The 13,748-nt window shown below is 69.8% G+C and carries 16 protein-coding genes; 9 read left to right on the forward strand and 7 right to left on the reverse strand.

The genetic code is table 11. The features are described from left to right. The first annotated feature begins 127 nt into the window (after positions 1–127). Positions 128–373: a hypothetical protein gene (locus ABD346_RS00655; protein ID WP_344370530.1), complete on the forward strand. Its 246-nt coding sequence runs from the start codon at positions 128–130 to the stop codon at positions 371–373. Here the strand turns inward: ABD346_RS00655 and ABD346_RS00660 are convergent. Beyond that, on the reverse strand, positions 337–2,196 hold the full coding sequence (locus ABD346_RS00660; RefSeq protein WP_344370531.1) for a zeta toxin family protein: 1,860 nt from the start codon (positions 2,194–2,196) through the stop codon (positions 337–339). The two genes, ABD346_RS00655 and ABD346_RS00660, sit on opposite strands and share 37 nt — an antisense overlap. A gap of 286 nt (positions 2,197–2,482) precedes the next feature. On the opposite strand from ABD346_RS00660, the gene ABD346_RS00665 reads away from it, so the two are divergent. Both ABD346_RS00665 and ABD346_RS00670 read left to right on the forward strand, forming a co-directional pair. Next, complete coding sequence (locus tag ABD346_RS00665; protein WP_344370532.1) at positions 2,483–2,899, forward strand: DUF4357 domain-containing protein; 417 nt, start codon at positions 2,483–2,485, stop codon at positions 2,897–2,899. 99 nt (positions 2,900–2,998) lie between these two features. Continuing rightward, on the forward strand, positions 2,999–3,568 hold the full coding sequence (locus ABD346_RS00670) for a Uma2 family endonuclease (protein WP_344370534.1): 570 nt from the start codon (positions 2,999–3,001) through the stop codon (positions 3,566–3,568). Positions 3,569–3,727: 159 nt separating this feature from the next. Here the strand turns inward: ABD346_RS00670 and ABD346_RS00675 are convergent, their stop codons facing one another. Beyond that, positions 3,728–4,498 (reverse strand): GntR family transcriptional regulator, encoded by a 771-nt coding sequence (locus ABD346_RS00675; protein ID WP_344370535.1) that lies wholly within the window; start codon positions 4,496–4,498, stop codon positions 3,728–3,730. Positions 4,499–4,672: 174 nt separating this feature from the next. On the opposite strand from ABD346_RS00675, the gene ABD346_RS00680 reads away from it, so the two are divergent. From ABD346_RS00680 to ABD346_RS00690, 3 genes are all read left to right on the forward strand, one after another. Then, positions 4,673–4,888 (forward strand): hypothetical protein, encoded by a 216-nt coding sequence (locus ABD346_RS00680; RefSeq protein ID WP_344370537.1) that lies wholly within the window; start codon positions 4,673–4,675, stop codon positions 4,886–4,888. Further along, positions 4,885–5,298 carry a DUF6415 family natural product biosynthesis protein gene (locus tag ABD346_RS00685; protein WP_344370539.1) on the forward strand — a complete coding sequence of 138 codons (414 nt, stop codon included), beginning with the start codon at positions 4,885–4,887 and terminating at the stop codon, positions 5,296–5,298. The genes ABD346_RS00680 and ABD346_RS00685 overlap by 4 nt, the downstream gene beginning before the upstream one ends. 278 nt (positions 5,299–5,576) lie before the next feature. Beyond that, entirely contained in the window at positions 5,577–5,966 is a 390-nt protein-coding gene (locus ABD346_RS00690; protein WP_344370540.1) for a hypothetical protein, read from the forward strand. A 158-nt stretch (positions 5,967–6,124) separates the two neighbouring features. On the opposite strand, the gene ABD346_RS00695 is transcribed toward ABD346_RS00690, so the two are convergent. Both ABD346_RS00695 and ABD346_RS00700 read right to left on the reverse strand, forming a co-directional pair. Continuing rightward, positions 6,125–6,685 carry a hypothetical protein gene (locus ABD346_RS00695; RefSeq protein ID WP_344370542.1) on the reverse strand — a complete coding sequence of 187 codons (561 nt, stop codon included), beginning with the start codon at positions 6,683–6,685 and terminating at the stop codon, positions 6,125–6,127. A 300-nt stretch (positions 6,686–6,985) separates the two neighbouring features. Continuing rightward, positions 6,986–8,296: a helix-turn-helix domain-containing protein gene (locus ABD346_RS00700; protein WP_344370544.1), complete on the reverse strand. Its 1,311-nt coding sequence runs from the start codon at positions 8,294–8,296 to the stop codon at positions 6,986–6,988. Between the two features lie 194 nt (positions 8,297–8,490). On the opposite strand from ABD346_RS00700, the gene ABD346_RS00705 reads away from it, so the two are divergent. Further along, the gene (locus tag ABD346_RS00705) at positions 8,491–9,549 is read left to right on the forward strand and encodes an NAD-dependent epimerase/dehydratase family protein (protein ID WP_344370545.1); all 1,059 of its coding nucleotides are present in this window, start codon (positions 8,491–8,493) and stop codon (positions 9,547–9,549) included. Between the two features lie 5 nt (positions 9,550–9,554). Here ABD346_RS00705 and ABD346_RS00710 read toward each other — a convergent pair whose 3' ends face one another. Beyond that, positions 9,555–10,427: a glycosyltransferase family 2 protein gene (locus ABD346_RS00710; RefSeq protein ID WP_344370546.1), complete on the reverse strand. Its 873-nt coding sequence runs from the start codon at positions 10,425–10,427 to the stop codon at positions 9,555–9,557. Between the two features lie 20 nt (positions 10,428–10,447). Between ABD346_RS00710 and ABD346_RS00715 the strand changes: the two genes are divergently transcribed. After that, positions 10,448–11,209, forward strand: a complete 762-nt coding sequence (locus tag ABD346_RS00715) for a hypothetical protein (protein WP_344370548.1) — start codon at positions 10,448–10,450, stop codon at positions 11,207–11,209. 11 nt (positions 11,210–11,220) lie between these two features. Continuing rightward, positions 11,221–12,564: a hypothetical protein gene (locus ABD346_RS00720; protein ID WP_344370550.1), complete on the forward strand. Its 1,344-nt coding sequence runs from the start codon at positions 11,221–11,223 to the stop codon at positions 12,562–12,564. A 46-nt stretch (positions 12,565–12,610) separates the two neighbouring features. Here the strand turns inward: ABD346_RS00720 and ABD346_RS00725 are convergent, their stop codons facing one another. Then, positions 12,611–12,736 (reverse strand): hypothetical protein, encoded by a 126-nt coding sequence (locus tag ABD346_RS00725; RefSeq protein WP_344370551.1) that lies wholly within the window; start codon positions 12,734–12,736, stop codon positions 12,611–12,613. Positions 12,737–12,793: 57 nt separating this feature from the next. Then, positions 12,794–13,447 (reverse strand): DUF7691 family protein, encoded by a 654-nt coding sequence (locus tag ABD346_RS00730; protein ID WP_344370553.1) that lies wholly within the window; start codon positions 13,445–13,447, stop codon positions 12,794–12,796. Between the last annotated feature and the right edge of the window lie 301 nt (positions 13,448–13,748).

Raw genomic sequence — 13,748 nt, forward strand, 5'->3', positions numbered from 1 at the left:
CGGTATCAACCTATGCGCCCTTGTCCGGCGGCGCGGCTCCTTTCGGCAACCCGGTCGGTCGGGGCGCACCGTCTCGGCCAGGGACAATGACGCCTCATCACATTCCCGATACGCGAAGGAACATCCCTTGTCAGAGCACTTGAGCCGCGAGGACACCGAGCAGCTGATCCAGGTGGTGAACACCTGGTACGCGGGACAGATCATGAAGGAACGGCGGGCCGACCGGCCCGACCCCGAGCGCCTCAAGGCGTTGCAGGACGGGCTGGCGGCCTGCGCCGCCGACCGGAAGGCCCTGAACAGCGCCGGCCCGCAGGAAGCGGACGAGATCGCGGCCCGCTACGCGGCCCGCGCCAAGGAGCTGGACGGCCAGTAGCCGGAGCGCGGGTGCGGCAACGGCAGCCGGGCCGGGGTGAGGGTGGAGGCCAGCGGGCGCGGCTGCAGAGGGGCGGGCATCAGAGGCCAGGCCAGCGCGGCGATCTCGATCAGATCCTTCCGGTACTGCGGCAGCACGCTCTGCACGCCCCGCAGGGCGGCGAGGAACTGGGCGGCTTCGGCCGTCGTGTACGGGCGCTGCTGCTCGGCCTCCAGGACGTACCCGCCCCGGGGCGGGCGGACCCAAGCCCCGTCCGGGGTGCGTTCGTTGCGGTACACCGCGGCCAGGTCCCGGCGGATGATCGAGACCGAGGCCACCGTGCCGGGATCGTGCTCGGCCGCGCGGACCACGTCGGCCACGACGGCGAAGGTCTGGTCATGCGCAGCGCCCTCGGTGAACCGGGGAGCCACACCCAGGCGCGCCAGGCTGGCGCACCGGGTCGCGGTGCCCAGCCGACTGTCCGCGGCCCGCACCCCCAGCACCAGCAGCTCCACGAGGTAGCCCGCACGACGGGTGCGCCGCGCGCTGTTGAGGAAGTGGCCGACGCTGTCCGGAGCAATCTCGATCAGCAGATCGCCCCGGCGCTCCCGTACATAGGCCTCGGCCCGCTCCTGCCATCCCCGGTAATCGGCCCTGATCCGGGCCGAGGCAGTGCGCGGCTGCTCGCGCAGGAGCTGCCCGTAGTCCGGGTGCATCGACTTGAAGAGGCCACCCTCGATGCGAGTGGGCCTGCGCAGCCGCAGCGCGCGGTGCAGCACCCGGGCCGCGTAGGACTTGCCGGCGCCCTGCGGGCCCATCACATACAAGGCGACCGGCGCGTCCTGCGGGGTGATGTCGCTCAGGTAATTCGGAACGATCAACTCATCGAAGATCCACGCGTGTTCGTCGGCAGACAGGCGGTGGTAGTCGACCCCGGGCGCCTCGCGCCGCGGCTGCGCGATACGCCGGACAGGTTCGGCGAGCGCGGCCGCGCGCTCCGCATTGCCCCGCACCGCCAGCGCCCAGTCTCGCGGCAGCCTCGGATCGTGGGCACGCCGGTCGGCGTCCGCGAGCTGCTGGCGGAACACGCCGGTCTGCGCCGCGTCCCAGGGACGGGCCCGCTCGGCGAGCAGCGCCTCACGCGCCCCCGCCGGGCGGATCCACTGTCCGCCGTGGCCGAGTTGATTGGTGTAGACGACCTCGGCGCCGCGCCGGACGACGACGACCCGGTCGACGAGACGCTCGGCCTCGATGTCCGCGAGGACGGACGGCAGCGCCGCCGCGCAGGCATCGTGGTTCTCCCACGACACGTACCGGGGGCCCGGTCCCTCGTCGGCGAGCCGCAGATACCGGTCCAACAGCCCCAGCTGGCTGACCGCTTCGGGCACGGCCAGCGCCACGAACTCGATGAGGTACCCGGCCTGGCGGTAGGCGGCCGCCGAGGCTCGCCATGCGGCCGGATCGGGAAGGGCCTCTTCCACCACCACGTCGTACCGAGCCGCCCGGGCATGAGCTTCGACCTCTGCCTGCCACCGATAGGTCTCGCGCCGCACGCACACCCCGGCTGTGCGCACATCCTTCGCCAGGAAGCCGGGGTAGTGCGGATGGACGTCCTTGTATGCGTCCCGGTCCACCCGCACCGCACCCCCGCGCCGTGCAAGGGCCACGCACACCAGGTCCATCACCAAGCTCTTGCCGCTGCCGCCCTGCCCGGCGACGAACACCACCACCGGACGATCCTGCCGGACCGCGCCCCGGGTCCGCTCCGGCAGGATCAGAGTGCCGAGAATCTCCTGGTACTCACCCTCGGCAAGTACCACCGGTGCCGCGGCCCTGTCGCCCATCCAAGCCCCCAACCACTCAGCAAATCTCTAACTCTCAGTAGTTAAGGAGAACTTATATCACTCCCGTGATATTCCCTACCGTGCCCGGCGCCCCGCATCACGAGCCACGGGACGCCAGGCGGCGAGCAAAGGGGAGTTGGTGCGGGCGTGCAGGGATGGCTGCCGGACGCCAACCACTGCTCTACCGCTGGTACACGAAGTAGAGATAAGCTCTCGACGTCTGTGATTCGAAGCAGATACAGAGGACAGGGCCGGTCGCCAGCCCTCGCCGACCCGGGAGCCGCGCATGCCCACACTCAGCATCCACTTCGATCCCGCCGTGCTCGCCCACCTCGTCAAGGCCGGCGGGGACGACACCGTCCACGTCACGCTCTCCCTGGGCGGAGGAGACCGGATTGGCACTCCTGCGGCGCCCGCGGTCCCGCACGGACCGCTCGCCGACCTCATGAAGGCGGGTCTGCTCGCAGAGGGCGCCGTCCTCGCGTTCCACCAGCGACGGGCAGGCCGCCAGGGGCGCGCCGTGGTCACGGGCGACGGCCAGCTCATCGTCGATGGCCAGGCCGCCGTGTTCCCCTCCCCGTCCAAGGCCGCCGAGGCCATCACGGGCAATGTCATCAACGGCTGGACCCTGTGGCAGCTGCCGGACGGCCGTACCCTGGACGACCTGCGACGCGACCTGGCCCAGGGCCGCCACGGCGGCTGAACCGGACACCGCCACCCGGCGGACCGCGCAATTGCCCCAAGACATCAGCCGCCTGGCAGGCCACACTGGTCAGTGCCACGCGATGAGGAGGTGGAAGGAATGAGCGTTGCCAGCTTCACGCACCACAACGGGCCCTGGACCGTCGCCGACGTCCTGGCCCTGCCCGAAGACCGCACCGTGCGCTACGAGCTGCTCGGGGAGTCACTTGTGATGTCCCCCGCTCCCGGCCTGCGCCACCAGCGCGCCAGCTTCCGGCTCCATGTCGCCCTCGACGCCGCAGCCCGGGCCGCTGGGGCTCCGGTCGAGGTGCTTGAAGCCATCAACGTCACGCTGCCCTCCGGGCTGGTCGTGCCGGACATCGTCGTCGCCGACGCGGGCGCTACTGCAGAGGACCAGGTCAGTATCGACGCCGACGCGGTCCAACTGGTCATTGAGCTGGTCTCGCCTGGCAACAAGACGATGGATCGCAAGCTCAAGCCCCTGCTGTACGCCGAAGCCGGCATCCCGCACTACTGGCGCCTGGAATTCGACCCGGCCCCCCGCCTGATCATCGGCGAACTCGACAGCGGCCGGTACACGGAAACCGCCATCGCGCTCCCCGGGACCGTCACCCGGACCGAGGCCCCGTTCCCCTTCGAGATCGACCCCGCCGGCCTCGCCCGGCAATAGCACCGGACGCTGCAGGCCCCACGGGCGGGCACTTCCACCGAGCCCCGGGCCGCGGCCGCCCAGCCGGCTGCCCGGGGTGCGACACCGCGCGCCAGGAGCCGCTGACCGGGGTCCCCAGTTCGCGCAGGCCTCAAAGCCGACGATGCCCGTCGAGCTGAACTACTCGGTGCGGGGCTGGACGCCGTACTCGTAGGCGACTTCCCACCGGACATCGGGGACGACGATGTCGGCGGTTTCCACGGGGCGGCCGTCGGTGTCGTAGTAGGTGCGCTCGATGACCAGGACGAGGTCGCCGAGGCTGATGCCGAGCAGGTTGGCCTGCGCCTGCGTGGCACGGGCGGGCCGGGGAACCTCGACACATTCACCGACGGTGATCCCGATGAACTGCATCCGCTCGACCACCCCCTTGCCCGCCATCGGCCCCATCTCCGGCAGCAGCACAGGCGTATCCCCGGTGATCGCCATGGGCTCCCAGCTGACGGAGGTCTGCACGGGCCGGCCGTCCGCGAGGAACTCGTAGGCGGTGCGCACGCAGAGGTCCCCTGGGGCGATGCCGAGCCGCTGCGCAATCGCGTCCGGAGCAGGAGTACGGGCCTGTGAATGGGCATCCCAACTGCCGCTGATGCCCAGCTCAGCCATACCGGCCTCGAACGGGTCGATCCCACGCCGTTCCCGGTGGCGGGAGCGGACCAGGCGCCGCCGCTCGCGCGGCACCCGCACATAGGTGCCGACGCCCGCCCGGCCCTCAAGAAGCCCTTCGATGATCAGGCGCTCCTGCGCCTTCTGCAGGACATTGGGGCCGACCTTGTAATGGGCGGCGAGCTGGGCACGGGAGGGCAGCTTGTCACCGACGGCCCACTCCCCAGCGGCCAGCCTGCGGCGCAGATCGTCGGCGACCTTCTGATACGGCGGCGGCTCGTCGGGGACCATGCGGGATCTCCGTACTGCTCGGAACGACGGTGGTGGGGCGGGTGCTGACGTCCCGGTTGACAAGCTAATGCATTAGGAACAAACTAATGCATTAGCGCTACGTTACGTGATCAACCGCGTGCGGGGGGACTTGTGAACTCGTCGGCGAGGACCGCGGCCACCGCGCTCGCTTCGATGCTGAAAACCGAACTCGGCACGACACCCCGCACCGACGAGACCCCCGACCTGATCCGCATAGAGGCCGACGTGCCCGACGACCTGAGCGCCACAGCCCACACCCGGCTGCTCGCCACCCTCACCAACGCGGCCGTCCGCTTCGGACACGACCTGACCGGCGACACCAAGAAGTCGGTCTTATGGGTCGAGGTCGACCGGAGGAACGAACCGTGATCCTTTCCGGCCCTCCCGCGAAGGCCCCGCAGCAGCCCTGCGTCATGGCCGGCCACGAGGCCGAAACTCCAGTGCCGCTGGACGCCGCCGAGATCAGCGCGACGATCTCCACCATCCTGGAACCCCGCTCCCGGGTGCCCTCCCGGGAGAGGATCACCCGCTGGCACGAGCGCCTGCGCGAGTATCTGATCCTGCTCACCGCCACCATGGCCGAACGCATCGCCTCCGAGCCTCACGTGGGCACCCCGTATGCAGAACTCGTAGCGCTCGCCCTCCTCTTCATCCGGGACAAAGCCGCGGCCGGCCTGCCCGGTGACCCTGAAGTCGCCTACGGCGCGGTGTGTGACCTCGCCCGCCAGTGCCGCACACTCCTCGGTCTGGTTGCTGACGAACCGGCAGAGCTGCAGTGAGCGCGTACGCGGAGGGGAGCAAGGCAGACACCAGCGCACCCGACGTCGCTGAGCCGCGCGTCATGAGCGGCCACACCGCACATCCGGCACTCACTACCCACGCTGCGCGGCGAACCCGTAGCGGATCCACAAGTGCGACCGACGCTGCCCGTCCGGTCCTGAGCAGGGTCATTCCGCCTGGAGTCCTCGATGGCGATTGCCCCGCGGGCCTCAAGAATCTTGCCACGCCGGAACGGGCAGTCCTGAATCTCTTGGTTGTCGGCGGGACGGACGGCTCCATGGCCAAGGCGCTCGGCGCCGGGACTGACGAAGTGGCGTGGTGCGTCCGTAAGTTGATCAGGCGGGTGGGGCATCAGACCACGCGAGCCGGTCTTGTCGCGCTCGGGCTACGCCACCACCTGGTCGCCCCACCTGAACCCCCGCATCCTGGGCAGCTTCCGGACGATGTGATGGCGCTACTGTGGTCGACGGCCGCCGGACGGACCTTCCAGGTCTTCGCGAAGGAACTGGGTTCCTGGCAGGCGGAGCGGATCCGTGCCGACTTACGGCGCCGACTCTGGGCCAGCCTGCATCCCGAGCAACCGCCGACGGCGCCGCTGACTCCCGGGCACACCGTGTACCTGGCCTGGCGCGCCCTGGCAGCAGAAGCCGGATGGAGCCCGGTTTAACGGGCGGTGTCGGGGTACAGGCCGTGCTCCTCAGCGACGTACAGGGGAACGAGGTCGACTGTTCGGCCGCCATACGGTCGGCGTCGCCAGTGCTGCTCGGGGTCTATGTCAGCACTTCAGGCCGATGATGCCCCACCCGCGCACCGCAGCCTCGGTGACTACCTCCCCCCATTCGGTGACGAGGGCGGCAAACGACGAGAAGTCGTTGATCCACCCCGTGGGCTCGCGACGTGCTGTTCGAAGGGTTCGCGTAGGGACGGCAGGCCGGGCTCGACCTGGGGCCAGAAGTGGTGGAGGGCTGCCACGTCCTCGGGGAGGAGCCACCGCAGGGCCTCTGGGCACCAGTGGTTCTCCCGTCCGGGGACGGCGGGGGTGAAGGGAGGGTCTGCGAACTCCCAGTTGTATTCGCCCCAGAACAACGGAGCACTGAACTCGTCGAGTGCCGTGCGCAGTCCGGGGCGGACGAATCCTCGCATCTTGTCCCAGCGTTCACCGGCCCAGAAGTGCGGCTTGTACGAGGTGAGGGTGTTGCGGAACTCGTAGCGTGCGTACCAGGGGCCATTCTCGGCGTCCGGCCAGGTCCAGCCTTCCGGCCGGTCGGCCTCCCAGTCGTCGTCACTGCCGAACGCAGCGGTCTCCACCAGGTCGGCCTTCAACTCGGCTGGCGCCGCTTCTATGTACGTGCAGTCGATGATCAGGAGTTCCATGCACAGGCCCATGCAGCGAGCGTAGATCAGCTCTTTGCGGCATCCGGCTGCAGGCATGCACTTCAGCCCCACACCCCTTTTGGTTGTCGCGGAGCAGCTGGCCCATCGCGCAGTGACGCCCCTGGGGAGCTTGACGGTTCGTCGTGGCCCGCACCCTGAAGAGCCGGGCGGCTCCACCTTCCCGGCGTGCGCGCGACCACCTGCAGGGTGGGGACGTACCTCGTTGGCTCGCTGGTCGCGTTGGGGAGTACGCCGACAGGCGGCACGACGCAGCCGTCGCCGTCGCTTCGTAGGAGGAGGACGCGTTGTTGATCAGGCCAGTCGGGCGTGGGCGTATTCGCGGAGTTCGACGATGGGGCGCTCGCTGCGTTTGTCCAGGCGTGCGATGAGTGCGGAGACGTGGTCGATGCAGCGTGCGGCTCCGGTGTCGAGTGCGGTGTCGAGTGCGGTGCGGGCATCGGCGGCGGCTGCGGCGGCGTCGTGACGGTGGAGGGCGCCTTCGGCTCGGTAGGTCAGGAAGACGGCTTTGGTGCGGGCACGGCGCGGGTCCAGTTCGACCAGGCCGGTGCCGATGGCGGTGCCGGCGCTGTTGGGGTCGCCGAGGTCGAGCCAGCAGCGTCCGGCGTCTGCGTTGACGTCTGCCACGGACATCCAGGAGACGACCGCGGGGGTCGATTCGGGGCGCATGTGCTCCAGTTCGTTCTGTGCGGAGGCGAGGGCGTGGGTGGTGCCGGAGCGGTCTTTGAGGACCGCGCAGGCACGGGCGCGGCGTACGTCGAGCAGGGAGCGGACGGCGGGTGTGCGGGTGCGGGAGCTGGCGTGTTCCAGGACGCGCAGGGCGTCGGAGGGGCGGGCGAGCCAGGTTGCCTGGTAGGCGAGGTCGGAAAGTGCTACCGCGGCCAGGTCCCGGTCGCCGGCCTGGTGGGCGGCGTGGACGGCGGCTTGCCAGTGTCGTTGGGCATCGGCGTGCCGGTCGGCGTCGAAGCGGAGCCAGCCGGCGCGATGGGCGAGGGCGGCCGTGACGGCGTGCAGGCGTCGTTGCTGGGGGAGGGTGCAGCGGTCTTGCGCGATGAGTTCGATCGCGGTGTGCAGGTGGGCGTCGATGAGCGCGGGGACGGGCGATCCGGGCCCACAGGCCATCGCGTTCAGCTCGCCGGCGCGTTGTTCCAGCCAGTTCAGCAGTTCGGTGTCGATGCCGCGGCCGTCGAGGGCGTGGCAGAGGTGACTGGGCTCGATGCGGGCCCAGTTCGCGGCGAGATCGACTAAGGCGCTGCTGCTGAAGACCAGGAAGGATCGTCGGTCCATGCGGTTGACCTGAACCTCTCTCAGGGCTGCTCGGCTTCCCGACGGGCTGAATGCGGCGGGCTGTTCGAAGACAGGCAGCCAGAGGGGCCACCTGAGCTGGGCGATGACCGTGGCGGGCACGTCCAGGAGGCGGGCGAGAAGAAGCTGGCTGTCGGCATCGGGTGTGGTGCCGTGCTCCCAGCGCCAGATCCGGTTGCGGTCGATGCCGCTGCGCAGCCCAAGAGCCCCGGCCTGGGCACGCAGAAGCCGGGCGAGGTCGTCCATCGACCAGTGACGCTGCCAGCGCAGGTAGGCCAGCGGATGCCGGTCCATTTCCATGCCGCCCCCGGAGTGTCAGCATCGGCTCCTTCTTGTTCCACCATGCCGCACCGCGCAGCGGGCCGCGGGCGGTTGGCCACGCGAGCACACACCGGACACACAGTTTTCCCCTGGGGCGCGTGCGGGTGCGCTGCTGTTCTGGGGGCGTGCCGCACACCGGGCGCGGCCTCGACGCATGAAAGGGGTGGAGCTGCGTGAACACCGCGGACCGCTTTGATGATCTGAAGGACGCGACGGTGATGGTGACGGGCGGGTTCGGCCTGGTCGGTAGCCGCATCGTGCACCGGCTTCGCGCCCTGGGCGCCCGGCCGCTGGCCGTGGGCCGGCTGGACGCCTACGGCTCATCCGTCTACTCCTCCGTCTTCAACATCTCCCCGCGCGACCCGGATGTGATCGTGGGCGACATCACCGATGCCCCGCTGATCGACGACCTGGTCAAAAGCAGCGACTTCGTCATCCACGCCGCCGCCCTGGCCGACGTCGCGGCCTGCACCCGCAACCCCGCGGCCGCCCTCACCGCCAACATCCACGGCACCCAGACCGTGCTGGACGCCGCGGCCCGGCACTCGGCCACGCTCCAGCGACTGGTCTTCGTCTCGTCGGCCAGCGTCTACGGCCTCGGCTCCAGATCAGCAGACCGGCAGGCCCGGTTCAGCGAGAGCGACCCGCTCACGCCGGGCTCGGTCTACGCCAACACCAAGCTGTGGGGCGAGCACCAGAGTGCCCTGGCCCTGAGCGGTGCGGCCGACTCGTACGCGATCGTGCGGTACTTCTCCGTCTACGGCGAGCCGCAGGTGGTGAAGGAGAACAGCCACAGCTGGGTGGTGGCCTGGTTCGCGATGCGGGCCGCGCTCGGCCTGCCCCTGCATCTCAACGGTGGCGGCGCCCAGGTCCGCGACTTCGTGCACGTCGACGACATCGCGGACGCGACCCTGCTTGCCGCCGTCACCGGCGCCGCGCACCGGAGGACGCTCAATGTCGGCACGGGACAGGCCACCTCCATCCGACGCGTCGCGGACCTGGTGCGCCGCCACTACCCCGAGGCACGGCTGATCGAGACGCCCCGGCCGCTGGACGACCCGCTCGGAGGCTGCGCGGACACCACGCGGATGCGCCAACTGCTCGGCTGGGTGCCTCAGGTGTCCGTCGAAGACGGGGTGGACCGCTATGTGCGCTGGCTGGAACAGACCCCCGAGGCAATCCCTGCCTGGCTGCGCACCGCTGCCCAGACCGAGGCCCCGGCCGCGGCATGAAGGAGTCAGATCACGGGCGGCCGGCCGAGGCGGGCCAGTTTCCACACGGTGCGCCAGCGCATCGGCTTGCGCCGCCCGCACTCGGTGCGCCATCCCTCGGCGAACCCGCCGAACCACGCCCGGAGCCCGCCAAGGCTGCGGGTCCGGGCCACCGTCAGCACCACCCACACGCCCAGGTACACCGGAACCAGGGGAGCCGGGAGGTGACGGCGGGCGAGGTAGACCCGGTTGCGCGCGTTGACCTGGTAGAAGAAGGCGTGCCGGGCCGGAGACGTGCGCGGGTGCTGCAACAGGAGCTGAGGCGCGTAGCGGACCCGCCATCCGGCGTCGATCGCCCGCCACGCCATGTCGGTCTCCTCGTGCGCAAAGAAGAAGGCGTCCGGCCAGTCGCCCACCTGGTTGAGCATCTTCTGCGACAGGACGTGCGCGCCGCCCAGGAACCCGGTCACCAACCCGCCGCGCATCGGGTCTGCTGCCCGCAGCCGCGGCACGTGCCGGCGCTGGGTCACTCCGGTCTCGTCCGCGATGCGGAAGCCGACGATGCCCAGCTCGGGTTCCGCCGCATAGAGCGTGTCGATGGTGGCGAAAACGTCGTCGGAAACCAGCAGGCCGTCGTCATCCAGGTCGAGAACCAGGTCCATGTCGCGCAGGTGAGCCAGCGCCACGTTGCGGCCGCCGGTCACCCCAAGGTTCTCCGCGAGACGAACTGTCTCGACCCAGGGCGGCAGTTCCGGCACCTCGCAGCCCTGCGCGACCACCACGGTCCGGGCCGCCGGAAGCGTCTGCCGGTGGACCGAAGCCAGCAGATCCGCCAGCTCCTTGGGCCGCGTGCCCATGGTCAGGATCGCCACACCCAGCTTCACGCCCGCCGCACCCATCTGTCCGTGGAAGGAACACCGTGTCCCCACGAGCCCCGCGGGCCCATGCCAGCCTGCGAGAACTCGCCCAGCAGCGCCGCCTGCCCGCCCACCAGCCCATGGACCACGTGACGCTGGAGTGGATTGTGAGCAACCGGCCGGCGAACTTCGACGCCGCACCCAGCTTCCCACGGCCCGGGCTGATGCTCGTACCGCCGTCTTCCTGGTTCACCCGCCAGGACCTGGCCACCGACTCCAACCACGGCGTGCGCCACAACGCCCGCGTCAGCCTGCTGGCCTCACTCCTGGCCCAGGAGTACCGGCTTGACGCCCACGACACGGCAGCAGCCTGCGCCGCGGGCGCCGTCCACGACTGCCGCCGGCGCAACGACCGCGACGACCCAGGCCACGGACAGCGCGCGGCTACCTTCCTCCTGGCCAACGCCGACGCGGTCACCAACGCCCTCGGCCGCCCACTGCCGCAAGAAGCCCTCCACCGCGCGGCGACCGCCATCGCCCTGCACGACGTGCCGTACGAACAGTTCACCGACCGGCAACAACGCGCCTACCAGGCATCCCCGCTGCTGGTGGACGTGCTCAAGGCGGCCGACTGCCTGGACCGCTACCGCCTGCCGCTCCAGCGCTGGTGGCCCGATACCTCCCGACTACGCCGCCGCCCGCCGCCCTGGGCACCCGCGGCCGCTTGCGCCTTCGTCACCCGCAGCGAGAGAGCCCGCCTCGACGGCACCGCCAACGCCCACGCCCTGCACCACGCACACCAGACACTCACCCGCGGCCTGTAGGAGAACCCACCGTGGACCACGAACTCGACGACGCCCACACCGACCACACCCAAACACCGACCCGCCAGGCACCCTCCGGCCTCGCCGAGACCGAGACCGACTGGCAGCACCGCCTTCTCCACGACACCCCCAACGGCCGGCTCCTGACCGACAACACCATGACCAAGACCCTGACCAGCGGCCGCCCGATCCACCTGATGCACACCACGACCGCACTCGACGCCATCCGCCGCAGCGGCCAGCTCCACGTCTCCTCCGGCTGCCTCGTCGCCGCCCTGTACTGCGCCCCACTGACACCCGAGCCCGCAGGCCTGCGCCCGCACAACCTGGGCGCCTACCTGCTCCAGACCAAACCCCACACCCGGACCCTGACCGTCCAGGTCACCCCCGCCCGCCCCGCCTCGGCCAAAGGCATCGACTACCTTCGCCTGGGCCGCATCCACCTGCGCACCTACCTCCAACACCGCAGCTTCCTCACCGAGCCAGAAGACACCCGGCTGCGGCACACCGCCGAACAACAGATCCGCCGCACCGCCCCGTTCCTCGACCTGCTCCTGGCCAACGCGGCCGGCACCCGCACGCCGCCGGCCGCCTTCCTCGACCAGCTCGCCGCCGCCGTACCCAGCCTGCCGTTCCTGGGCTACCTGTACTTCGAGGTCCTCTCCGAGTACCTGATGCTGCACTCCACCAGCCCCGAGACCAGGAAATGCGCCGCAGCCGGAGAGATGAACAACCGTCTCTACAAGCGGCTGGCCTTCTCGGCGGTGACCGGAATGGACAAGCTGTTCGACCTGTCCCGCTTCCACCCCGACCACACCCGCCTGTGCGAACTCATCGCCCGCATCGAACCCCACCTGGTGTCCAACGTCGCCGTCTACACCCGCGACCGCCTGGTCCATCTGTTCGCGGCCATCGCCCTCGCCCCCCACCAGGACGTAACCGCCTACAGCTTCCGCGAGGGGAGGTTCGACGAACTCACCCTGACCGCACCATCCCTGCTGGGACAGTCGGTCTTCCGCGAAATGCGGATCCTCGACAGGTACCCGCAGCTCTACCTCGCCTTCGAGCAGGCCAAAGCCCTCCCGGCATGGAACTACTGGAACAGCCTCGGAATCGCGACGCCGTTCAACGGCTTCCTCCCCAAAGGAGAGATCGGCGTCAACCCCGCCTACCCCGACGCGGAGATCAAGGTATGGCTCGCCGAGAGCTGCGGGCGCGGCCTGCTCCACCCCACCGAACCACTGGACGTCACCTTCGTTCCACGCCTGGCCGACCTGGGCATGACTGCCATGCGCCGCGACGCCACCGGCAAGGCCGCCGGCCACCCGGCCCCCGCTGGCGCGCCCGCCCAATGAGGGCAACCTGCTTCGACGTCAGGAGACTGGCTCCCGCCCGGGAGCCCTACAGCTCCATGCGGTAGAACACTTTGTCGTTCTTCGGAGCTACGCCGTAGGCCTCGATCTCTCCGAAGATCTCCGAGATCACCTCGACGTCTGCTTCGGTGGCCCGGTCAATCGCTACCGTCATCAGCTATCCCCCTCCCGCGGGTAGCGCCAGCACCTCCCGTAGCACCGGCCCGGCAGGTCAGCCCTTGATGGAGAAGAAGATGGTGTCCTGGGTGTACCAGTCGATGTCCTGGCTGTCCTGCCATTCGTTGTGCTCGAACTCAAGCCGTTCGGCCAGGAGTTGCAGGTCATAGGTGAAGTCGGGGTCTATCTGGTCGAGGACCGCGCGGTAGGCGTCGGCGGCGGGCTTGGCCTTGGACAGTGCCAGCATGCCGATGCCGGGCGAGCCGTCCACGGGACAGGGGATGGGGAAGGGGATCGAGGCGGGCGGTCCGGTGAACAGGTACCCGTGGGGCAGCAGGTGGGCTCTCACGCCCAGGCGGCGCAGCTCGTCGTCCATCAGGCCGAAGAACGTGGACGGCTTGGAGTAGACGCCGAGTTCGGAGGGGTCGGAGGCGTTGGCGTCGATGATGTGCTGCAGCGCGCTGTAGTAGGCATTGCCCGCGCACTCGGCCTCCGAGTCGGCGCGACCGGCGATCAGATGTTCCAACGCGTCGGGGACCGAAAGGCCCCAGTCGATGCCCTCACGGTCCAGGTCGTGCTGGTGCTCGTCCGCGTCGTCGCGCATGTAGCCCAGAAGGCGCTGCTGCTCTGACGTGAGATTCGCGGCTGCCCCCAGGAACGCCACGACGTCTGCCTGGTCGGCGGTGTTGAACGAAATGATGCGGCTCATGATCGGCATGCTGCCAGGCCCCACTGACACCCCGACACGGCAGGATTCATCTGGCGCGAAGATGGTGGCTTGGTCGAAGCGTATGCCAGTCAGCTCGCGCCTCACACCTCACGCCTCGCGTAGCGATCAGGGTGTGGTCGCTGTCCCGCAGCATCAGCCTGATCATGTTGCCCCGGGGATCGTCGCCTGCCGCTTGGAGGCTGGGGTCAGGGCCTTGGGGATCCGCTGCGGTGCTGGCGAGCGCGGAGTGTACGGCGGCGGCCGGGCTCGGGGGTGGGCCCGCCCGGGCCGGCGGGGGCGG

It is taken from the genome of Streptomyces mauvecolor (assembly GCF_039532965.1).
Taxonomy (GTDB): domain Bacteria; phylum Actinomycetota; class Actinomycetes; order Streptomycetales; family Streptomycetaceae; genus Streptomyces; species Streptomyces violascens.